The organism is Providencia sp. (assembly GCF_003533305.1).
GTDB lineage: Bacteria > Pseudomonadota > Gammaproteobacteria > Enterobacterales > Enterobacteriaceae > Providencia.
On sequence record NZ_DOEH01000021.1, the window covers coordinates 143,180 to 166,014 of the forward strand.

The following is a 22,835-nucleotide window of genomic DNA, read 5'->3' on the forward strand; positions in this document are numbered from 1 at the left end:
AAGTAAAACGCAGTTACTGAGCAACTGTTTCGCTAGTAGGAACAGACGAAAAAACAAATAAAAGCTTAAAAATCAATATCTTAATATTTAATTAATATCTATCCCTAAAATTTTAAAATCAATTCAGTGACCAGTTTAACAAAAATGCAATAACTCATTTACTTTATCAATCAATTCATCTAAATATAGTCATATTACGAAATGGAACACTGTTCCTTATAAGGGAACAGTGAATATAACAATAATCCCATTTTACTTATTACCTTTGCATTCAGGGGGCATCATGAATAATCGACTACAATCAGCAGGATTTGTTTTATTACTACTTAATTATTTTTCATTAAAAAAACCCGTTTGGGGTGTGCGTGAATTAGCTCGATACATAGATAAGAGCCCTTCTGTTGTTCAGCGCGGCTTTAATATTTTAGAAGAACAAGGCTTTTTACAAAAAAATAAAAATAAAGAATATCTACTAGGTTTACGTTGTATTGAATTAGGTCACCTAGCTAATAATACGCGCCAATTTTCACAATTAGCTACTGACTATCTACGCCCTTTATCAGAAAAAACGCATGAAACTGTATTTATATATCGGCGATATGATGATATCGCTATTTGTAATTTTATTTTAGAAAGTGACCATTTTATTCGTTTTACATCAACTGAAGGTGAAGCATTATCACTTCATGAAGCACCTTTTACTCAAGTAATTCTTGGTTCTATGAATACATTATATATTCAAGACTATTTGATAAGACATAATTTACAGGATGACTTAATTTTAAAAACTAAATTACAACATTATGCAAATGAAGGTTATGCCTATTCGAAAGAAGCTTACCTTGCAGGAACTCAAGGTTTGTCTGTTCCTATTTTCTCATTTGAGAAAGGGGTATTAGGTTCGTTATGTATTGCAGCATCAAGCCAAAGTAAAGATTTAACTGAATATTATCCATTATTAAAATCTACAGCATCCCAGCTATCCGCCATATTTTAATTGTTGTTTATGGCTAAATAAACCATCGAAAATATACGATGGATATATATTAAAATATAAAAAATAGGTAATCTCTATGAATGTATCTCAACATAAAAATGATACAGAGGTACGTGTATCTATATTTTCACCACCATTATTTATCGCAATAATTATATTATCTTTTGTGGGTGCCATTATCGGTATCCAAATTATCGTCACACTCGGGATATCAGCTAATACCTCAATTATTGGTGCCGTATTAGCCATTTTATTATCTCGTATTCCCATCTCTATATTTTCATCATTTCGATTTATAGACGCACAAAATTTAATTCAAACCAGTATTTCAGCCGCTACTTTTGCAGCCGCCAATGGGTTAATGATTGCGATTGGAGTGCCTTGGGTGCTTGGAATGCCTGATTTAATTTGGCCAATGATGGCTGGCGCATTTATGGCAATCATTATTGACGGTACTATTTTGTATGGCTTGTTTAATACCAAAGCGTACCCTGCCAGCGCATCATGGCCCGCAGGCGTTGCAACAGCCGAAACCTTATGGGCAGGTAATAAAGGTGGAAAACGACTAGGTGCATTGCTTGCCGGCTTCACCTTTGGCGCCGTTGGTGCCGGATTCGGAATTCCAATGGCATCCGCAGGTATTGCCTTAATTGGCAGTATTTTCGCTTTATTCATGTTTGCAATAGGTCTACTTATTCGTGGTTTTTCTGAGTCTGGCTTAATTCCCTATAACTTATATGAACACTATGTACCTCACGGTGTCATGATTGGTGCGGGCATCGTGGCATTAATACAAATTGGTTTTATTGTTTTTCGTAAAAAGAAAGATGATAACCAACAAATTGAAGAAAGTGATGAATTAGCTCAAAGCAGTAGCCGAATTAAAAAAACACTCCTTAAAGGCGCTTTCTTTTATTTTCTCACTGCGCTCACGCTAACTTTTATTAGCCAGATATTTGTCACGATGACATTACCGCAATTAATTGGTTTCTTGATTTTTGCGACTTTAACGGCATTAGTTCAAGAAATGATAGTTGGTATGGCTGCGATGCATTCCGGCTGGTTCCCTGCCACAGCGGCTGCTTTAATTTCCCTCATGATTGGTGTGTTATTAGGTTTTCCACCTGAAGCACTTGCTGTTTTAGTTGGATTTTGTGTCGCAACTGGACCTGCGTTTGCAGATATGGGCTTTGACCTTAAAACCGGATTTATGATCCGAGGCTATGGTAAAAATCCAAGTGCTGAAATTTATGGGCGAAAACAACAATATTTTGCTGCTATCGTCGGTTTTTTCTGTGCCTTAGTGGTCGTTGCATTAACTTACGATTTCTATTTTGAACAAGATAAAATTGTACCTGCCTCACGTTTATACGCGGCAACAATCCAAGCAGGTAGCTCATCAGAAGTTGCCATGATGCTACTTCTATGGGCTGTTCCTGGGGCAATCATTCAACTTATTGGCGGCGCCAAACATCAAATTGGAGTGCTGTTCTCTACAGGCCTAATGATTAACTACCCGATTGCAGGCTGGACCGTATTAGTTGCTTTAGCTATACGCATCATTGTGGCCCGTTTCTTTAATGTCAGTTCAGACAAAATTTCGACTTTTGCGGGCGGACTCATTGCCGGTGATGCCCTTTACTCTACAGCAAAAGCCTTTCTACCGACAATCAAAGCAAAATTGCTTTCACTGTTAGCTCGCTAGTTTTGCACTAGGAAAACAATAATCATGAATATATGGCAACAAGTCTACCAAGATACATTAGTTTCCCAGCATTATGCTTATTTTGATACAGGTGCTGCGGCACCACCACCAAAACCAGTTATTGATGCGGTTAAAACATATTTGAATAAAACTGCCGAACGAGGAATTTATTTACCTAGTTTTCGCAAAGAAACCTATCAACGTGTAGAAAACTGTCGTCGTAAACTGGCTCAGTTTATCGGTGCCGATGAAACTGAAATCGCATTTACAAAAAATGGTACTGAATCCATTTGTTTAGTTGCCCGAGGAATTTCTTGGCACTCCGGTGATGAAGTGATTCTGCCTGATACCGAAATGCTCAGTAACATAGCGATCTGGCAGCTTTTAGCCAAAGAAAAAGGCATAAAAATAGTAACAGTTAAAGCAGATAACCAAGGTGTCATCTCACCTAAAACTATTGAACAAGCCATAACTTCAAAAACAAAATTAGTGAGCTTTGTTGCCCTATCAAATATTACAGGTGTCGTACAACCCGTTCAGTCAATTTGTGAGATAGCAAAACAACATGGTGTTCTCACCCACGTTAGCGCATCTCAAGCCCTTGGCATGTATAGCATTAACGTACAAGAGTGGCAGTGTGATTTTTTATCGTCTTGTGGTCGTAAAGGATTAAGAACAATTGAGGGAATTGGTATTCTTTATGTACGCAACGCATTAATACCCACTCTTACACCGATGTTAGCTGGCTGGTGGAATTGTAATGTTGATGCAAACTCTGGAGATATCACATTACCCATCACCGCCAAACGATTCGAAGCAGGTTGCCCTAACATCCCAGCCATTATCAGCCTCGATGCAGCATTAGATTATGCACTCAATATTGGGATGACGCAGATTGAAATACGTAACCGCCAATTAACTGAATATGCGATGAGCAAATTATCGTCAATACCTAATATCGCAATATATGGCCCAACAAATAGCCATCAACGTCTTGGTATTATCCCATTTAATATTAAAGGAATATCTTCTGACATCTTAATGCAAACACTAGAAGCTAAAAATATCATTATTGAATCAGGTCATTTTATGGCAACTGCTATTTTACAATTTTATCAAATTGAAAAAATGGCACGACTTTCGCTACATTATTTTAATCAAGAGTCAGAAATTGACCAATTAGTTAATTGTATTCATGAAATCATTATGGAGTATAAAAAATGACAAATGCATTATTAATGAGTAGCTCACGTATGGGCCAACAAGGTTATTTATCCCATGCTCATGAACAAATTCATCGTTTATTACAGCATAAACACCAAGAAATATTATTTATTCCTTATGCTGCTGTTTCATTTAGTTTTGATGAGTTCGAAAAAATTGTTCAACCGGTTTTTGAATCTCTTGGCTATACGCTTAAATCTATTCATCATTTCAGCGATCCTATTGCCGCGGTTAATCAAGCTCAAGCTATTGCTGTCGGTGGTGGTAATACCTTTGCACTGTTAAAACGCCTTTATGATGCACAATTAATTGATTTAATATCACAGCGCGTCAAACACGATAATTTACCCTATATAGGTTGGAGTGCAGGCAGTAACATTGCAACGCCAAGCATACGAACAACTAATGACATGCCAATTGTACAACCACCATCATTTCGTGCACTAAATCTTACTCCATTCCAAATTAATCCACATTTTATTTCAGGAAAACCAGTAGGCCATAATGGAGAAAGTCGTGAGGAGCGCTTAAATGAATTTTTGACATTAAATCCGAATGAAGAATTGCTCGCTTTATATGAAGGCACTGCATTGTTAATTGAAAATAATCAGGCAACTGTTTTAGGTGATAAAAATGCCTTATGGTTTAAAGCACCAAATCAGATAGATGAAATAAAAACCAATCAGCAATTTCCATTAAATATGATAAAAGGAGTTGAATAATGTCATTAAAATATGTCAGTCAATTCTATGAACTACTCGATAATCCACATATTAATGGGCAAAAAATTGTTAATATATTAAAATCAGTCAGCCCACCGAATGCTGAAATCATCCTCAATTCTGTTCATTATGAAGAGCCTGAAGATACCAGCCAACTTTGTGACTTTATTAAAGTTATTATTCCTGGCACTGATGGAAAATCACAAGGCGGTCACTATCCCACATTAGGTATTATTGGTCGTTTAGGTGCACAACAAGCTCAACCAAACCGTATTGGTTTAGTGTCAGACGCCGATGGCTCCATAGTGGCTTTCGCAAGTGCGATGAAGTTATTAGAAATGGCCTCAACCGGAAGTCGACTAAAGGGTGATGTTATTATCACCACGCATATTGCCACCCATGTTTCAATTACCCCTCACGAGCCGGTAGATTTTATGGGCATGCCTGTATCATCAACCACCATGAATCAATATGAAGTCGATGCCCAAATGGATGCTATTTTATCTATCGATACCTCTAAAGGTAACAGCATAATCAAGCACAGAGGAATTGCCATTTCCCCCACCGCAAAGCAAGGCTATATTTTGCGCGTTGCCCCTGATTTAGTGCGTTTATTAGAGTATGCAACAGGAAACATGGCTAAAACCTTCCCAATTACCACACAAGATATTTCACCCTACGATAACGGTGTCTATCACTTTAACTCCATCATGCAGCCTCATGTTGCAACGGATGCTCCGGTCGTGGGACTCGCAATCACGGCGAATACCATTGTTCCCGGCTCTGAAACTGGGGCAAGTTATGAAAATGAACTTATTGATGCAACTCGTTTTGCCGTTGAAGTTGCTAAACAATTTTGTTGGAATAAAATCAAGTTTTATCAACAAGATGAATATGATGCCCTGTATAACCTCTATGGCTCTTTAGCTCAAATTCAGGGAACAAAATAAATAATAGTTTAATTCATTGTTATTCCTGAAATTTTTTGTGATTAAACCGTTTTAGAAAAAAAGTATAATTTAAAAATAATATCCAATAAAAAACGCCTCGCTATAACCAATAATAGAAAGGCGTTTTATTTTATCTTTGAAATAATAAACTAATTTGCGCCACGACGATTCTTAGCATAAGTATCAAAAGCGACAGCTAGAATAATAATTAAGCCTGTAATAATTTGTTGATAGTAGGCTGAGACATTCATTAACACTAGCCCATTAATGAGTAGCCCCATAATAATCGAACCAATAACAGTACCACCGATTCGTCCATAACCGCCCATCAATGATGTTCCACCAATAACAACCGATGCAATGACTCGAAGCTCAAAGGTAAAACCTGCTACTGCTTCTGCGCTGCCTAAGCGAGCACTTAAAATAAAGCCGGCAAGACCCGCCAAGCAACCAATAACCACATACACACTTACTAAAACTCGATTAACATTCACACCAGCAAGTCGAGCAGGTTCGCGGTTACTGCCGACAGCATAAACAAAACGCCCCCAACGACTTTTATGCAATGCAAAGAAGCCAATCACAGCAACAATAGCAAAAATCCAGATAGGAATAGAAACACCAAGTAGCTCACCTCTACCCCACCAGCGATATCCTGCGTCGAAACCTGAAATAGGTGCGCCATCATTGATCACTAAAGTCACACCACGCCAAATTGTCATACCGCCAAGTGTGACAATAAAAGGAGGAATATTTAAACGCGTCACACCGAGACCATGTAGAAAACCGATAAAGGTACCGACCGCTAAGCAAATCACAAGTCCCACTAGCCAACTCATGCCGCCCCATGCTGCTGGGTCAATACCGACAAGATTATCGCCTTTAATCACAAAAGCGGCGGTCATTGCACAGACGGCAAGTATTGAGCCTACGGATAAATCAATTCCAGCGGTTAAAATAACTAATGTCATGCCCACCGCCATAATGCCGTAAATAGACACTTCGGTCAGAATATTGGTGACATTTCGCTCACTAATAAAATTACTGTTTTGCGTTTGAAAAAATAAAATCAATAACACCATGAAAATCAATACGCCAAAACGCTCAAAAAAGGCGATAAAATCAATTTTTTTACGGCCAACTGCCGCAGCTGATTGTTGTTGTGACATAAAAGCCTCTCTTATACGGCAGCGCTTGCTTGCAAACTGTGATGGCAAATTGCCATCATGGTCATTAATTTCTCTTCCGTTGCATCATCTCCTTGAATTTCACCCGTTAAACGACCTTCGCTAATAGTGATGATACGATCAGAAATCGCCATTACTTCAGGTAAATCAGATGAAATGACAATCACTGCAACGCCTTTTTTTGCCATCTCAAAAATAACTTGATGTACTTCAGACTTAGTCCCCACATCAATTCCTCGAGTTGGCTCATCAACAATTAATATTTTAGGGTTCATCGCCATACAACGTGCCAATATCACTTTTTGTTGATTACCACCTGAAAGTTTGCGTACTTCTTGTTCACTATTAACCATTTTAATTTGCAGTGCTTGCCGATAGCTCTCAATCAAATCATTTTCTTTACGAATATCAACCATCCACCCCATTTTCATTAGGTTTCCGAGCCCTGATAACGACAGGTTGTAACGAATTGACAACCCAAGCGCTGCGCCTTCTTTTTTTCTATCCTCTGGCACTAAAGCAATCCCTTTCTCAAGGGCATCCATCGGATTAATCGGCTGATAAGACTGTCCATCAAGGGTAAACTCACCTTTAGCATATTTATCTGCACCAAATATGCACCGAGCGATTTCAGTTCTGCCCGCCCCCATTAAGCCGGCAATTCCTAAAATCTCACCTTCATGGACTTCAAAATGAATATCGTGAAGCGCAATGCCGTGCGGATCGAGAGGTGGTTTCTCTTTACACAGTCCATTCACCGAAAAACGAACAGGTTTATCACGATGATAAGTTTCGCTATAAGGTCTTCTTTCAAAAATCACATTGCGTCCCACCATCATGCGAATAATGTCTTGAACTGTGGTTTTTTCGACTTCCCCTGAACCGGTATAGCGCCCATCTTGAAATACCGTAAATTTGTCACAAATTTGAAAAACTTCATGTAATCGATGTGTCACATAAATCACACTCACACCCCGATTTTTTAATTCGCGAACAACTCTATGCAAACTTTCTACTTCAATATCACTCAGTGCCGCAGAAGGCTCATCCATCACAATTAATTTGGCATTGAGCGTTAATGCACGAGCAATTTCAATCATTTGCTGCTGAGCAACACTCAACCTTGCAACTTGCGTGGTCGGTGAGATAGATAATTGTAGATAATCCAATACGGCTTTAGCTTCTTGATTTACTACGCGTTCATTGACCATCCACTTCATATTAAGCGCTTCGCGACCGAGAAACATATTTTCCGCAACAGTCATATTCGGCAGTAAATTAAACTCTTGATAAATAGTGATAATGCCTTTTTGTTGACGAAATACAGGCGAATCATTCCCACCAAGCATTTCACCATTAAACCAAATGTCACCACTTGTTTGCGGTTGAGCGCCCGCTAACGCTTTTAGAAATGTGGATTTACCCGCGCCATTTTCCCCTAATAAGGCATGAACTTCTCCTTGCATCACGGTCATTTGTGCATCACTCAGTGCCCATATACCGGAAAAACTTTTGGTCAGATTGGTAATTTTAAGTAGCGGCTCAGACATAAAAACTCCTTTTCAGGAAAACAGGGCTCAAAGAGCCCCGAATAAAAGGCACTGTTTTATTTTAATTCGCCAATACGTTCAGCTTGGTCAATATTGGCTTTGCTAATTACTGCCGGAGGGTAGTCTGCACCTGTAATGGCTTTTTTATCTCGAATATTATCAACCAATTGTCCCATTGCTGTTTTCACTGCATAACCGGCACGCTGATCTGCCGTAACGGACAACCAACCATCTTGAATGCGACTTAATGCTTCAGGACTTGCATCAAAACCCGTCACCATAATTTCACCGGGTTTCAAACCTTGTGCTTTTAATGCCTCGATAGCACCCAGCGCCATATCATCATTTGCAGATAAAATAACATCTGGCTTTTTCGGCAATGATGGCAGCAAACTTTCAACGATCCGCATTCCTTCTGCACGCATCCAGTTACCATTTTGATCGGCAACTAAACGATATTTACTACCGCCTTCTTTCAAACTATCGCGAATACCTTTCGTGCGTTCAATATTCGAAGAAGAACCCGGTTGCCCTGTAATTAAAATCAAATCAGCACCATCTGGAAATTGCTGTTTCACATATTCCGCAATGGCATAGCCACCTTTATAGTTATTGGCACCAAAATGTGGAACCGCTTTTTCTGCATTAATCGTGCGATCAAGGGTTACAACAGGCAGGCCTGCATTTTGAATTTCTATCACGGCATCAGCGATGGCATTAACATCATTTGGCGAAACAATAAAACCTTGAGCACCCCGTGTAATGGCGTTTTCAATATCGGCAACTTGTTTAGGAGAACTTCCCTGACCATCTAACACTTGAATATTAACATTCTGCTCTTTTGCTGTTTTTACCGCTGATTTTTGCATGTGAACTTCAAATGGCGTAGATAGCGTTGGTAAACTAAATACAATTTGCTCTTCTTTTGCCATCATTGGGTTAGAAAAACCCAATACAGCAACCAGCGCGGTCAATCTCATTATCTTTTTCATTTCACTTTTCCCACTGATTATGAATGCATGTTGTGTTTTCATTCCATCAACATAAATAACATGTCGATAACATAGATATACATTAATGAAATATATATTCCATAATTTTTTATATGAAAATTTTATTTTTGTTGTGTGGTTAACGAAATTTAACTGTAGAGCAATGATTAGCGTAATAGAGATCACACTCCATCTTTATATTTTGCTATATCTCACTGGCCTATGAGGAAAAATGTAATGAAATGATTAATTATAAATATCGATTAAAGTTCCTTTATCTAATGATTAAGAAATATTTATTTCATTAGCTTAATAAGATAGATAAAGAAAAATGCCCTATTGAAACTGACTTATTGATTTTATTTAGACACAAAAAAACCCGCACTTTAGGCGGGTTTCTCATCAAACTAACTCATCGTATTTTGGCGTTTAAACTAATTCAATCACTTCAAACTTAGCTTCACCGCTTAAATCGGCATCATAATCAACACCCTGTAGACCAAAGCCAAACAGGCGCAGGAACTCAGCCTTATAACCTTGATAATCAGTTAATTCGTTAATGTTGTTATCATTAATTTGTTTCCAAATTTCGCGACATGTCTCTTGGACATCATCACGCAATTCCCAATCATCTAAACGTAGACGATGTTGCTCGTCAGTATCCGGCATAGCGCCACTATATAGCTTAGTCGAGAACAAGCGCTGGATTTGCTCAATACAACCCTCGTGAATGCCTTGCTCTTTCATGATTTTAAACACAATAGAGATATACAAAGGCATAACTGGAATAGCAGAAGATGCTTGAGTGACTACAGATTTCAGCACGGCAACATAAGCTGAGCCACCTTTTGCTTTCATTTTCTCATTGATAGCATGAGCGGCGCGATCCAAATCTTCTTTCGCCTTACCTAAAGTTCCGTGCCAATAAATTGGCCAAGTCAAATCGGTTCCAATATAAGAATAGGCAACAGACTGTGCGTTATCTGCCAGAACGCCTGCTTCATCTAAAGCATTCATCCACAGTTCCCAGTCTTGACCACCCATAACTTTAATTGTATCAGCGATTTCTTGTTCGTTAGCAGGTTCAACAACCGCTTCCACTAATACGTCTTTATTCGTATCGAGGGCAACCGATTTGTAGGGTTCGCCAATCGGTTTCAACGCAGAGCGTACCAATTCACCCGTTTCTGGCATTTTACGTACTGGAGAGGCAAGAGAATAAATAACTAAATCAATTTGACCTAGGTCTTGTTTAATCAGATCAATAACGGTTTTACGGCATTCATCAGAGAATGCATCGCCGTTAATACTTTTTGCGTACAAACCTTCTTCTTTAGCCGCTTTATCAAAACCAGCAGAGTTATACCAACCCGCAGATCCTGTTTTATTTTCACTGCCAGGTTTTTCAAAAAACACACCGATAGTTGCCGCACCGCTGCCAAAAGCAGCATTGATACGAGAGGCTAAACCGTAACCAGTAGATGCCCCAATAACCAAGACCTTTTTAGGACCATTTTTTAATTCGCCACGAGATTTAACATAAGCGATTTGTTCACGAACGTTGGCTTCGCAACCGGCCGGATGAGCTGTAGTGCAGATAAAGCCACGAATTTTAGGTTTAATAATCATAGTTATTCTTTCTTGGTAGTTAACAATTACATCTAATATACCTGATAATCTCCGTATACTTAAGACAGAGCGGAAATAAACCTACAAAACAGACCAGTTATTTACCGTACCTGTTCTATTTTTGCCCTATTTTAAGTCGTTTAGTGCATCAATCACTCGCCTTAAAGACTCTAACTCTCTTTCCAACTCACTTGATTTTTGTTGAGGATAATAACCACGTATTTTAGTTGCCCCTGAGCGACTGTCATAGCGATTATATCGGTCATAACAATCAAACCGTGTTTCGTGTATTTTTTTCTTTAATTTAGCAACTTTATGTCTATTTCCATGATGGATAGCGCTGTAGAGCTGGCTTTCAAGCTTATCTACTTTCTTTTCACAACCATGATTTTTTGAACCCGCCTGTGAAGATAATGGAATCAACATCACCGCCAGTACCAGCAATACTGCCTTATTCATAAAACTCTCCGAATACACCTCAATATAATTTAATGCCTATATTCCACTATCTATGAATACGCCTTCTAGTGGATTTATCTTAGTTAAAAGCACATCGCAATTTATGTATAAAACAGCAAGGGCATAGACTATGTATTAGTCAAACTGGCTATAACTCTCTATTTATCTATCTTATTTTTAACTACGTTATCTAAATTGTGGATCATCTTTAATCTAATAAGACATTATCTTACTTTGTTTAATATTGGCTAGCAGGGTCACAGCTAAATTATGACCTCTTTTTACAATGATGTTTATTGAATAGGGAGTATGAAATGAAAACCGAAAATAAAATAAAAGTACTTGATCTTATTTCCCCTGAAATGGGTGAAGTCATGAATTTTTACGCAAGTTTAACACCAGCAGAGCCATCAGATGGGAGCTATCAAGCCATTCGAAAAGCGTATAATGAAGATAGAAAATATTGGAATGAGCATGCTCCAAATATGCATAGAATAGAAGATGTTTTCATTCCAACGACCCATGGTGAGATTCTAACGCGAATCTTGCAACCTACGAAAAAAAGTCCAGCAACATTATTTTATCTACATGGTGGTGGGTTTATTGTCGGAAACTTAGATACCCATGAGCGTATTATGCGTTTATTGGCGTTATATACTGATTGCACAGTGATTGGTATTGATTACTCTTTATCTCCTGAAGCCCCCTATCCACAAGCCATTCAAGAAATATCCGAGGTTTGTCAGTATTTTTATCAAAATGCAAAGCAGCATGATGTCAATATGAATCAAATTGGCTTTGCTGGGGACTCTGCCGGTGCAATGCTATCACTCGCGACAACACTTTGGTTACGGGATAATCAGATACATTGTGGCAAGATTAGCGCTTTATTACTTTGGTATGGGCTTTATGGATTACAAGATTCGGTAAGTCGCCAGCTATATGGCGGAGATTGGGATGGGCTCAGTCAACAAGACCTTATCGATTATGACAATGCTTATTTAACAGAGTCAGGTAGTCGGGAAGCACCTTATTACTGCCTCTTTAATAATGACCTAACTCAAAATATCCCCCCTTGCTTTATTGCCAGTGCTGAATATGACCCTCTACTGGATGATAGTATTGCACTATACCGCACATTCGAGGCACACAATATTTCCCATGAATATAAAATGTACTCCGGCACATTACACGCCTTTTTACATTATTCGAGAATGATGAAAACAGCAGATAATGCCATTCGCGATGGAGCTAATTATTTTATTAAATATTTAACCCAGTAAGAAATCAGAGAATAATCTGCATTAATAAATATCAGGCGGTGATCTTCCACCGCCAAATATTCAAATAATTATAATGAAGGGTAATCCGTATAACCTTCTGCGCCACCACCATAGAAGGTCTCTGGGCGTTGAGGATTAAGTGCAGCCTTTTGGCGTAAACGCGCCACTAAATCAGGATTAGCAATATAATCCCGACCAAAAGCCACTGCATCAATCAAACCTCTACTAATTAAATCTTCCGCTTTTTCTATTGAATAAGCGCCTGCACCGATAATCACACCCGGAAAACGCGCGCGGACTTTCTGACGAAAATCATCACTATAGGGCTGACCACCTGCCCAGTCGGGTTCAGACATATGCAGATAACCAATGCCTCGTTTCGCTAATTGTTCAATTAGATACAATGCATCAGCTTCTTCATTTGGTCCATTATCCATATTTTGGAATGAACCAATCGGAGAGACACGAATACCGATTCTTTCTGGCGCCCATTCTGCGCTCACTGCATCAATCACTTCTAATACTAAACGTGCACGGTTTTCAACACTACCACCATAACTGTCAGTACGATGATTAGCTGATGGCGATAAGAATTGATGCAATAAATAACCATGTGCGGAATGAAGCTCAACCATATCAAACCCTGCTTCACGTGAATTAGCGACGGCTTGACGGAAATCATCAACAATCCCAGGAATTTCATCTAATTCCAAAGCTCTCGGCATTGAAGTGTCAACACGTGTTGCATGACCATTTTCATCTCTCAGTGACGTCCGAGTGCCCGCGCTAATCGCAGAAGGCGCAACAGGTGCTTGTCCATTAGGTTGCAAACTCGCGTGAGAAATTCGACCTGTGTGCCAAAGCTGAACCGCGATGCGGCCATTTTCAGCATGAACACCCTCAGTTATTTTCTTCCATGCAGCGATTTGTTCTGGGCTGTGTATGCCCGGTGCGCCCGCATATCCTTTAGCTTGAGCTGAAATTTGAGTGGCTTCAGAAATAATCAGACCTGAACTTGCTCGTTGACGATAATATTCACCCATTAATGGCGTAGGAATATCGCCCGGTTCAATACTACGCATACGCGTTAAAGGCGCCATAAATATACGATTTGGTGCTGTGATTGCCCCTACTTTTAAAGGCGTAAAAATTTTTTCTTCTGACATATCGGTTCCTTAATAGACCGGTCGATTAGTAACTATCGAAATAAAAACGCCAGCTAACAGTTTGGCGTATAAATTATTGTTTTTACATGTAACATAGCGCTTTCTAATGGTGCCAGACTACGGGTAATTTTAGCTTGTAAGTTAGCCCCTAGCCATAAAGAATAGAGTACTTGCGCATTGGTTATCGTATCACCAACAAACGTTAGTGTTTTTTCTTCACGACCTTTATCTAGTGTCTGTACCAACAGAGCAATAATCTGTTTAACACCCTTATCCATTGCAATATTCATATCTTCAGAAAGATCGCACACTTCGGCAGAAAGCTTGACCGTTAAACAACCATTAATATGCCCATTGAAATTAGATTGCTCTAACATTCCACCATAATAGGCTAAAATGCGATCACGATAATTACCCTCACCATGTTCGAAATAAGCAGCTAGCTGCTGATGGTATCGAGCATAATAACGCTCTAGCATTGCGACACCAAATGCCTCTTTCGAACGAAAGTAATGATAGAACGAACCTTTTGGCACTTCTGCGGTTTTAAGCAGCTCATTGAGCCCCATTCCGGTAAAACCACGATGCAAACAAAGACGTTCGCCAGTGATTAAAAGGTGTTCTTGTGTATCATGTTCTGTATTTCTGTTCATATTCTCACTGTAATAGACCAATCGGTCTAATGCAAGCATTTCTCTTGTCTATATGTGCTATTAAACACTTTAAAAGACACCGCATACTTTGTTAAGTATATTTATTATTTTGATTTATAACAATAAAAATGAATAATAGATTGCCCTATATTATTTAATACAGGGCATTACATGTTATTTAAACATTTTTTCTTTCAATTGTTTCTTCACCCCAAAACAATCTGTCTGCTTTAGTTTTAGAAAAAGCTAAAGGAAGAACCTCATCAGATCCTTCTTCCCAAATTTGTTCAGCGAGCACTTCATCATTATTTGCTAATTCAAATATAGCCTGAGCAATTTCAATCGACGTTTCTCTCACTTTTGCCCACTCAGTAATATCGTGCAGATCTTTCATTTTAGCTCCTTAATTATAATGGCAATAACTCAATAACTAATCGTGATGACCAAATAATAGCATGAGAAAATAATCCGAGTGTTAGGGTACAATGTCAATGGTTATTATGACTTGAGATGTCAATTCCCTCAGACCCCATCATTAATCTTTCGATATCTACGCGAAAAGAGTATAGCAAGTATTCTACCCATCACTTGCTTCATTAGATGACTACCAATCAAAAGGCTATCAGAAGATAAATTCAACATATTGTAAAATAAAAATATAACCAAAATTACTACAATAATTTATCATAATAATAGTCATTCTGATTTTTTGATGTGAATAAAAATGGGGCATTTAAATGCCACCGTTTTTATTGACGAAATGCTATTTGAACTGTTCAGATTCGTGCTTTTATACTTGAATGTTAAGTGTTCACATTCATACTTCAAATTTATACTAAAGCTACCCGTTAAGTGTCTTTATTTTCCTGCGATTTTATTTCGGCTAAAACCATCTCTTTCATCCAATCAGCAAGTAGCGGTTTAGTTTTCACTGAATCAAGTAAGGCACGTTCTTTTTTGGTCAAACGAATGACCACAACCTCTGTTTTCATCGTAGACATATCTGTATCCTTCTAATAAAGATAGAATACTGACATAAAATTCTGATAGAACGGTCTGAATTACATATTTTTACATAAAAACATACGCAATAACAAAACAATAATCTACTTTAAAAAAATAACTTTCCATATATCTTACTTCTATTAAGTTTCTTAAATACAACTAAGGCCAAGAGGTTAATAGTAACTCAGATAAAAATAATATTTTAATTGACTACATAACAACCACAATCTTAATGATAGCGAGTCTCACTTGTTTAACATCTAATGATAAGATCTGAATTTCTCACATAAATTGATTGAATTTTAATCTAATTATAACAACATATTCCATAATCTAAACAATAATGAGTCATACAACAACCACATCATATAATTCCAATTTATTGGTAATAAATATAATAATTAGTATCAATCTATAACTATTAAATGCTTATCGTAAACGATTGCTTTATTAATTATTAATAGTAATCGATTGCATATTCAATAAACTAAAAACATAAGATAAATTTTCATTATAATTTCAGCATATACTGCGACTAATAATATTAATAACACTTAGAGACAAAACTCAAATTAAAACCCATTATCAATAAATTCTAGAATAAAAATAAATTTATTTTAATAACAAGCAATTTATATTATAGATTTAGTATATCAATTACTGTTACTATGCTCATTTGCAGTAGTAGTAATCAATTCAAGTTTTTCTGAGGGAAATATGAGCAACAAAAACATTCAGCGGCTATTTGCTATTAGCTGCCTATCTTATTCATTTACTGGTGCTTTAATTATCGTAACCGGTATGGTAATGGGCGATATAGCTCAATACTTTAACGTTCCAATAACAAGCATGAGTAATACTTTTACATTTCTTAATACTGGTATATTGATTGCCATATTTTTAAATGTTTGGTTGATGGAAATATTTTCAATTAAAAAACAATTAACATTTGGCTTTATTTTAATTATATTAGCTGTGGCAGGTTTATTTTTAGGTAAATCATTAGTTATTTTTTCTGCCTGTATGTTTGTGCTAGGTACAGTCAGTGGAATAACTATGTCAATTGGTACATTTTTAATCACTCAGCTGTATGAAGGCAGACAACGTGGTGCCCGTTTATTATTCACAGACTCATTTTTTAGTATGGCAGGAACCATTTTTCCCGTCATTACAGCAGCAATATTAACTCGACATATGGGCTGGTATTGGGTCTATGGTTGTATTGCTTTAATCTATTTAGGCATTATAACCCTGACGCTACTTTCAGATTTTCCTACCATCGGTAAAAAAGTCTCTACAACTGAAACTCATATAGCACCCGAAAAATGGGGCATAAACATTGTGTTATTATCAGCTGCGGCACTTTGTTATATTCTTGGTCAACTTGCTTTTATTCAATGGGTCCCAGAATATACCACTAAATCTTTAGGAATGGATATCGGTGAAGCGGGTGTGCTTGTTAGCTATTTCTGGACATCATATATGGTCGGAATGTGGGTCTTTAGCTTTGTTATTAAGTTCTTTGACTTACAAAAAATTGTCGTCTTTCTTGCTTGCTTAGCAACTGTCGCTATGTACAGTTTTGTGAATACTGACCAAACCCATTTATTAAAATATTTCATATTTGGCTTAGGCTTTGTTTCAAGTGCAATTTACCCAACCATTATCACTTTAGGTTCCCAGCAAACCAAAATATCTTCACCAAAATTGGTCAATCTTATTCTAACCTGCGGTACTGTTGGTACTATGCTAACTTTCGTTGTCACAGGCCCCATTGTTGAACATTATGGTGTACATGCCGCATTAGTTACAGCCAATGGGCTTTACTTAGCCGTTTTTGCTTTTTGTTTTATTCTTGGTTTCTTTAGTAAACACAAGCAACACAATTTAAAAACTGCAAAATCATCTTAAAATAGATTTAATCTGTGGTTCTACTCATTAATTCAATTTAAATAAGAGTAGTGCCACAGATGTAATTAATAAAATGTAATTTAAAATCGATAAATAGAATTAGGTTTAACGTCGCAAGAAATATAGTTAATGTTATATTTCACTACACCAGCATATTAAAATAATCAATAAATACAATGCAGTGTCTTATTGTTTCATTCTATTATAGTAAACAAATCTTACCTCATGACACAAGTTACTTATAATCCTTTAATTAGAAAAATACATTGCAAATACTTTCTGTGCTGTATATAAAAACAGCATTGGAGATTGCAATATGCCACGTATTGAAATTCTTTTTGATAAATAGTCAGGTAACAAGCTCTCAGAAAAAAACTCGTAATGCACTGAGAGAACAAATCATCAAACAGAGCGGTGATAAATATGGTCCGCTTAATGTTCGCGTTGCAATGAGCACGTCACAGTCATTAGTCATCAGTGGTGCAAAAACGGATGATGCTACGACCGAGATAAACCAAATTATTATGGTTGTTTTTATGTACCTTATACCTTTGAGGAGGAGAAAATAGGACTAACACAACATTTTACATAAACTATCCTTATAGGTTTACTGCATCAATAAGTATATTCAGTTATACTAACGTACTTATTTTCGCTACGAATAATTAAAATGTTTAAGTTATTTACTAAATACTTTTCGGTTGGAATTTTAAACACTCTTATTCATTGGTCTATTTTTGGGCTATTGACAATGTTTCTTTCAACCTCTCAAGCTATAGCTAACTTAATAGGCTTTATCGCTGCTGTCAGTTTTTCCTTCTTCGCTAATGCAAAATTCACCTTTAAGGCCAAAGCTACGGCAGCACGATATTTATCATTTACCATTTTTATGGGGGCCCTAAGTTACTTAACTGGCTATATAGCAGATCAGTTACTACTGCCTCCATTAGCTACATTAATTATCTTCTCTGGCATTAGTTTGGTGCTAGGCTTTATCTATTCGAAAGTCTTTGTTTTTAAGGATACTCAACAATGAAGATATCATTAGTAGTACCGGTTTATAACGAAGAAGAAGCTATTCCTATATTTTATAGGTCAGTAAGAGAGCATCCAATTCTTAATCAATATGATATCGAAATAATCTTTATAAATGATGGAAGCAAAGACAACACTGAAAATATCATCAATGCGTTAGCTATTGCTGACCCTTTAGTTATCCCTTTGAACTTCAACCGAAATTTTGGAAAAGAGCCAGCTTTATTTGCAGGGCTCGAACATGCTAACGGTGATGCTGTGATTCCAATCGATGTTGACCTTCAAGATCCTATTGATGTTATTCCGTTATTAATTAAAAAATGGAAACAAGGTGCAGATATTGTTCTAGCTAAAAGATCCAATCGGTCTAGTGATACATGGTTAAAACGTAAAACAGCAGAGTGGTTTTACAAACTTCATAATAAAATTAGCTCTCCTGAGATTGAAGAAAATGTCGGTGACTTTCGTTTAATATCTCGTCAAAGCGTTGAATATATAAAACTATTACCTGAACGTAATTTGTTCATGAAAGGGATTCTTTCATGGGTAGGCGGAAAAATTGATATAGTTGAATATAACCGAGCTGAAAGATCCGCTGGTGAAAGTAAATTTAATGGCTGGAAATTATGGAACTTAGCCTTAGAAGGTATTACAAGTTTTTCTACTTTCCCATTGCGTGTTTGGACTTATATTGGTTTATTTGTCGCACTTGTATCTTTTATCTATGGCGGTTGGATGATGATAGATAAATTAATTTGGGGCAATCCTGTTCCTGGCTACCCTTCTTTACTTGTTTCGATTTTATTTTTAGGTGGAATACAGCTTATAGGCATAGGTGTGTTAGGTGAGTACATAGGTCGTATCTATACCGAAAGTAAGCAAAGGCCTAGATATTTGCTAAAAAAGACAGACAATATTGAGAACAAAAATGACTAATTACTTAAATCGTTTTAATTTAGGTTACATAAGTATCCTAATTGTCTTTTCACTAATTTTTTTAATCGAATATTACACACCTATGCATTCAGATGATTATGTGTATTATATTAAAGGAAATTCATTATCTGCTCATGTATCCCATTATCTTTCCTGGAGTGGAAGATTTGTATCAGATTATTTCAGTACATTAGTTCTTACATCGAACTCCAATCTATTAAAAAATAGTATAATTTCTTTTGTATTAACGACAATGTTGTTTTTAATTACTAAAATGAGTGTTAATTCCGACACGAGTAAAAAATCATTTTTCCTGCAATTTATTTTCTTATTTTCAATTTATTGGGTCACAAACCCAGCCCTTGGTCAAATTGTTTTTTGGGTTGTTGGTGCAGCAAACTATCTTGTAACAAATTTTTTTATTGTTATTTATCTTTATCTTTTATTCCAATACCTTGAAACTAAAAAAAATATAACTCTACTAATCATAAGTTCTTTTTTCGCTGGATGTAGTAATGAAAATACGAGTTGGATTATAGTTGCTATATCAGTAATCACCTCTTGTTATATTTTTTTTAAACATAACAATAAACTTATTATTTTTTCATCCGTATTTGTTATCCTTGGTTTTATAACCTTGATTTCAAGCCCCGGTAATTTTCATCGCGCTGCCCTTTTTACTGATTTTTATTCCCTTAGTACGATAGAAAAAATTACATATTTCCTATCTGATAAAGTTGCTCACTCATTTACTAAGACATGGGGAGTGCTACTTGCTTCATTGCTTCTGCTAACTACCTATATTGGCGAAAAAAAATCAAAAAGCTTTTACCTTTCATTATTATTCATTGCCTTAGGGATTTTAAGTATATTTTCCATGGTTGCCTCCCCAACTTTTCCGACTAGATCTTTGAGTGGTGCACACCTTTTTTATATTATTTCATGCTCTTTTTCTATTGGATATGCATTTAATATGAGAAATAAAAAGGGAATTACAACTACATTTTTTATCGGAACTTTAACCCTTTGTGGTTTTATTTTTTCGTATATACAAATGATATATTCATATAATACAATAACTAACCAAGAAAAAATAAGAATTTATGAAATAAATAAAGAACTAATTGGCGGTTCTGAAACTAAGCAAATACCTGAATACTATTATCCGCGCTCTTTCAGGAGCGGTGATGAAATGGATTTATACCATAATCCAGATGCAATAGCTGAGTATTTTAAAGTTAGCCACCCTATTGTGGCCTATAAAATAAACTATAACTATGCTGTTATTTTAAGTGGAAAAAAACTACCTCTACCGAATACAGAAACAACTGGAGTTTTAAACCTCTTTTTAGGTAAAGACAGATTTTTAAAAGGAACAACCATTGCATTACAAATTAATGATGACGAAACGTTAATACCAAATAAAAACTATAAAATAATAATAATGGATAATGAAAATAAAATACATATAGAGGAAAGCAACAAAATAGACTCTATTTATGGAATGAATTTAGTTGGCTTCACTGTTCCTATCTCACCTCAGAGTATTAAGTCTATTAATTATATAGTAGACATTGATAATAAAAAAATTATCGAACAAAAAATAAATTTGTAATCTGTGTTCGTAGTGTGCATGGTTAAATGCACACTATTTTCTTATAGCAATAGGTGATGAACTCTTAAAACTAAAAACATAGAAGAAATATCGTGTACTGCTAAGTCGAATTGATACTTCAACAGCGTCTGATGTTGAGTGGCCAATAAAACCCTAATAATAACTGGATGCTTAAATATAAAAGCATCCAGTTACCTTATAACTAAGAGTGATCATTAGGTAAACTATCAAAATCACGATGATTTTTGTTAAAATCGATTACTGTACTTTGATCATTACATTCATTACTAGATAACATATCACATTCATTTTTTATGCTATTTTCTTGTATCCCCGTCCATTGGGAAAATAAAGACATAAAATGTAATCCACTACGACGTGCATTAATAAATTCCTGTTGAATAGAATCATATGATGTAATAAAGAAAGGAACTTCATAGTTTTGTTTATGTCCGTCACTATGCGCCAACTCATTTTTATCATATGTCATAGATAATGCATGATCGGAAAAATACATCATTGACCATTTTGATTTTGATTCATTTAAGCCTGTATAAATTTCAGACAATAATTTGTCTGTATTTTTTATACTTTGGACATAGCATGAGAATTTTTTATTATGATAAAAAGTATTATATTGCTCTTCTGTTCTCGTACAAAATGGCGTATGACTCCCCATCAAATGCACTACAATAAGTTTTTTATTACCTAACGATTTCAACACTGAATTAAATTCCGGCAATAATGCAGTATCAGAGGATACGCGTTTATCATCTGAACTCCCTCTTTTGATAAAAAAGCTATGATTAGCTCTTCGCCCAATTGCAGCAACGGAACCATCATACTCTCCAACAAAACCTTGGTTAGATAGCCAGTACGTATCGAATCCCGCCTTACTAGCTAGTGTCATGATATTGTTTCCTATTTTAGGATACAAAGCCAAACTATGAGTCAAAGATGATTGAGTTGAACTGGCAGCAGATATGTAGTTAGTAAAGAAAGTACCATTACTTGAACTCATAAAGGGCGTGTTGCTTACTTTAAAACCATATGAATGCATAAAATCTTTTCGGACACTTTCACCAATAACGATGACATAAATGTCATATTTGTTATTAACTTTTGTAATTTCAAATGAATCATTACTTGTATATAATTTAACCTCATCAATTAATGAATAAATAGAATAAATTAACTCGGTGAAAAATCGGGTTTCAGGTGCACCAGAGTTAGCGGCTCTTTCATATTTACCACCTAAGGCATATTTTGCAGGAGTAAAAAAGAAAATTATTGCCATTAAAATAACGACGACTTTTTTGTGATAGTTCACCGCATTTACTTTAATTGAACTAACTAGAGCCCCTAAGATAAGTATAAAAATTGAGTATAAGTAATATTTAATATCGATATTAGCTATAAATTCTCGTGATTCTTGAATATCTGTATAATAAAAAGAAGCGACAGTGTTGTATGTTGGAGGGCCATAAATTAAGCCAATAGGTAAATAAAGAGCGGCAAGTGTGGTAAAAAATAAAACAAAGAAGCGGTATGAACCATTTTTCACATAAAGCAATACAATACTTATTGTTAGTATATATATTAATTTAAATGGATATCCCATTATTGTATGTAATAAGGAAAAGAGAAGAAAAATTGAAATAAATTTGAGCATTAACTTGCTCATAATTACATCTTTTAATTTTTTATTCATAGGTGATTTTTAACAATTTGTGCTATAAAAATTTGGGGCTAAGGTTAACATAGACAAATTAAACGAAACATAACAATGGTAAGTTTTTTTAATATTATTATTGAT

At 36.1% G+C, this 22,835-nt stretch carries 21 protein-coding genes and 1 pseudogene; 12 read left to right on the top strand and 10 right to left on the bottom strand.

The features are described 5' to 3' along the window. Window positions 1-283 precede the first annotated feature (283 nt). The 5 genes from DD649_RS13155 (at window position 284) to DD649_RS13175 (ending at window position 5,598) form a co-directional block, all read left to right on the top strand. A complete protein-coding gene (locus tag DD649_RS13155) occupies window positions 284-997 on the top strand; it encodes an IclR family transcriptional regulator C-terminal domain-containing protein (protein WP_294107598.1) in 714 nt (237 codons plus the stop codon). 76 nt (window positions 998-1,073) lie between these two features. Beyond that, the gene (locus DD649_RS13160) at window positions 1,074-2,702 is read left to right on the top strand and encodes an OPT/YSL family transporter (RefSeq protein ID WP_294107600.1); all 1,629 of its coding nucleotides are present in this window, start codon (window positions 1,074-1,076) and stop codon (window positions 2,700-2,702) included. Window positions 2,703-2,726: 24 nt separating this feature from the next. Next, window positions 2,727-3,926, top strand: a complete 1,200-nt coding sequence (locus DD649_RS13165) for an aminotransferase class V-fold PLP-dependent enzyme (protein WP_336430835.1) — start codon at window positions 2,727-2,729, stop codon at window positions 3,924-3,926. Next, a complete protein-coding gene (gene pepE, locus DD649_RS13170) occupies window positions 3,923-4,648 on the top strand; it encodes a dipeptidase PepE (protein WP_294107604.1) in 726 nt (241 codons plus the stop codon). Before DD649_RS13165 ends, pepE begins: the two co-directional genes overlap by 4 nt. Next, window positions 4,648-5,598 (top strand): DUF1177 domain-containing protein, encoded by a 951-nt coding sequence (locus DD649_RS13175; RefSeq protein WP_294107607.1) that lies wholly within the window; start codon window positions 4,648-4,650, stop codon window positions 5,596-5,598. Before pepE ends, DD649_RS13175 begins: the two co-directional genes overlap by 1 nt. A 149-nt stretch (window positions 5,599-5,747) precedes the next feature. Here the strand turns inward: DD649_RS13175 and DD649_RS13180 are convergent, their stop codons facing one another. The 5 genes from DD649_RS13180 to DD649_RS13200 all read right to left on the bottom strand — a co-directional run bounded on the left by DD649_RS13180 (window position 5,748) and on the right by DD649_RS13200 (window position 11,415). Then, complete coding sequence (locus DD649_RS13180; RefSeq protein WP_294107609.1) at window positions 5,748-6,767, bottom strand: ABC transporter permease; 1,020 nt, start codon at window positions 6,765-6,767, stop codon at window positions 5,748-5,750. Between the two features lie 11 nt (window positions 6,768-6,778). Next, window positions 6,779-8,335, bottom strand: coding sequence for a sugar ABC transporter ATP-binding protein (locus tag DD649_RS13185; RefSeq protein ID WP_294107611.1), 1,557 nt, complete (start codon window positions 8,333-8,335; stop codon window positions 6,779-6,781). A 56-nt stretch (window positions 8,336-8,391) separates the two neighbouring features. Further along, window positions 8,392-9,327, bottom strand: a complete 936-nt coding sequence (locus DD649_RS13190) for a substrate-binding domain-containing protein (protein WP_294107613.1) — start codon at window positions 9,325-9,327, stop codon at window positions 8,392-8,394. Window positions 9,328-9,756: 429 nt separating this feature from the next. Next, window positions 9,757-10,956, bottom strand: a complete 1,200-nt coding sequence (gene fabV, locus DD649_RS13195) for an enoyl-ACP reductase FabV (RefSeq protein ID WP_294107616.1) — start codon at window positions 10,954-10,956, stop codon at window positions 9,757-9,759. A 126-nt stretch (window positions 10,957-11,082) separates the two neighbouring features. Next, on the bottom strand, window positions 11,083-11,415 hold the full coding sequence (locus DD649_RS13200; RefSeq protein ID WP_294107618.1) for a DUF1090 family protein: 333 nt from the start codon (window positions 11,413-11,415) through the stop codon (window positions 11,083-11,085). 314 nt (window positions 11,416-11,729) lie between these two features. On the opposite strand from DD649_RS13200, the gene aes reads away from it, so the two are divergent. Beyond that, a complete protein-coding gene (aes, locus tag DD649_RS13205) occupies window positions 11,730-12,698 on the top strand; it encodes an acetyl esterase (protein WP_294107620.1) in 969 nt (322 codons plus the stop codon). Between the two features lie 68 nt (window positions 12,699-12,766). On the opposite strand, the gene DD649_RS13210 is transcribed toward aes, so the two are convergent. The 4 genes from DD649_RS13210 to DD649_RS13225 form a co-directional block, all read right to left on the bottom strand. Then, window positions 12,767-13,864 (bottom strand): alkene reductase, encoded by a 1,098-nt coding sequence (locus DD649_RS13210; RefSeq protein WP_294107621.1) that lies wholly within the window; start codon window positions 13,862-13,864, stop codon window positions 12,767-12,769. Window positions 13,865-13,917: 53 nt separating this feature from the next. After that, entirely contained in the window at window positions 13,918-14,517 is a 600-nt protein-coding gene (locus tag DD649_RS13215) for a TetR/AcrR family transcriptional regulator (RefSeq protein WP_294107623.1), read from the bottom strand. A 178-nt stretch (window positions 14,518-14,695) separates the two neighbouring features. Beyond that, window positions 14,696-14,911, bottom strand: coding sequence for a YccJ family protein (locus DD649_RS13220; RefSeq protein WP_294107625.1), 216 nt, complete (start codon window positions 14,909-14,911; stop codon window positions 14,696-14,698). 454 nt (window positions 14,912-15,365) lie between these two features. Further along, the gene (locus tag DD649_RS13225; protein WP_294107627.1) at window positions 15,366-15,518 is read right to left on the bottom strand and encodes a hypothetical protein; all 153 of its coding nucleotides are present in this window, start codon (window positions 15,516-15,518) and stop codon (window positions 15,366-15,368) included. Between the two features lie 721 nt (window positions 15,519-16,239). Between DD649_RS13225 and tsgA the strand changes: the two genes are divergently transcribed. The 6 genes and pseudogenes from tsgA to DD649_RS13255 all read left to right on the top strand — a co-directional run. Continuing rightward, a complete protein-coding gene (tsgA, locus tag DD649_RS13230) occupies window positions 16,240-17,433 on the top strand; it encodes an MFS transporter TsgA (RefSeq protein ID WP_294107629.1) in 1,194 nt (397 codons plus the stop codon). A gap of 266 nt (window positions 17,434-17,699) precedes the next feature. Further along, window positions 17,700-18,002 carry a hypothetical protein gene (locus DD649_RS13235; RefSeq protein ID WP_294107633.1) on the top strand — a complete coding sequence of 101 codons (303 nt, stop codon included), beginning with the start codon at window positions 17,700-17,702 and terminating at the stop codon, window positions 18,000-18,002. Between the two features lie 101 nt (window positions 18,003-18,103). Further along, the gene (locus tag DD649_RS13240; protein ID WP_336430836.1) at window positions 18,104-18,469 is read left to right on the top strand and encodes a GtrA family protein; all 366 of its coding nucleotides are present in this window, start codon (window positions 18,104-18,106) and stop codon (window positions 18,467-18,469) included. Further along, a complete protein-coding gene (locus DD649_RS13245) occupies window positions 18,466-19,404 on the top strand; it encodes a glycosyltransferase family 2 protein (protein WP_294107637.1) in 939 nt (312 codons plus the stop codon). The genes DD649_RS13240 and DD649_RS13245 overlap by 4 nt, the downstream gene beginning before the upstream one ends. Next, window positions 19,397-21,019 (top strand): DUF6056 family protein, encoded by a 1,623-nt coding sequence (locus tag DD649_RS13250; RefSeq protein WP_294107639.1) that lies wholly within the window; start codon window positions 19,397-19,399, stop codon window positions 21,017-21,019. The genes DD649_RS13245 and DD649_RS13250 overlap by 8 nt, the downstream gene beginning before the upstream one ends. Before the next feature lie 91 nt (window positions 21,020-21,110). Then, window positions 21,111-21,176, top strand: a pseudogene (locus tag DD649_RS13255) (tail fiber assembly protein); the annotation flags it as partial. A 45-nt stretch (window positions 21,177-21,221) separates the two neighbouring features. Here the strand turns inward: DD649_RS13255 and DD649_RS13260 are convergent. After that, window positions 21,222-22,730, bottom strand: a complete 1,509-nt coding sequence (locus tag DD649_RS13260; RefSeq protein WP_294107641.1) for a phosphoethanolamine transferase — start codon at window positions 22,728-22,730, stop codon at window positions 21,222-21,224. Window positions 22,731-22,835 lie beyond the last annotated feature (105 nt).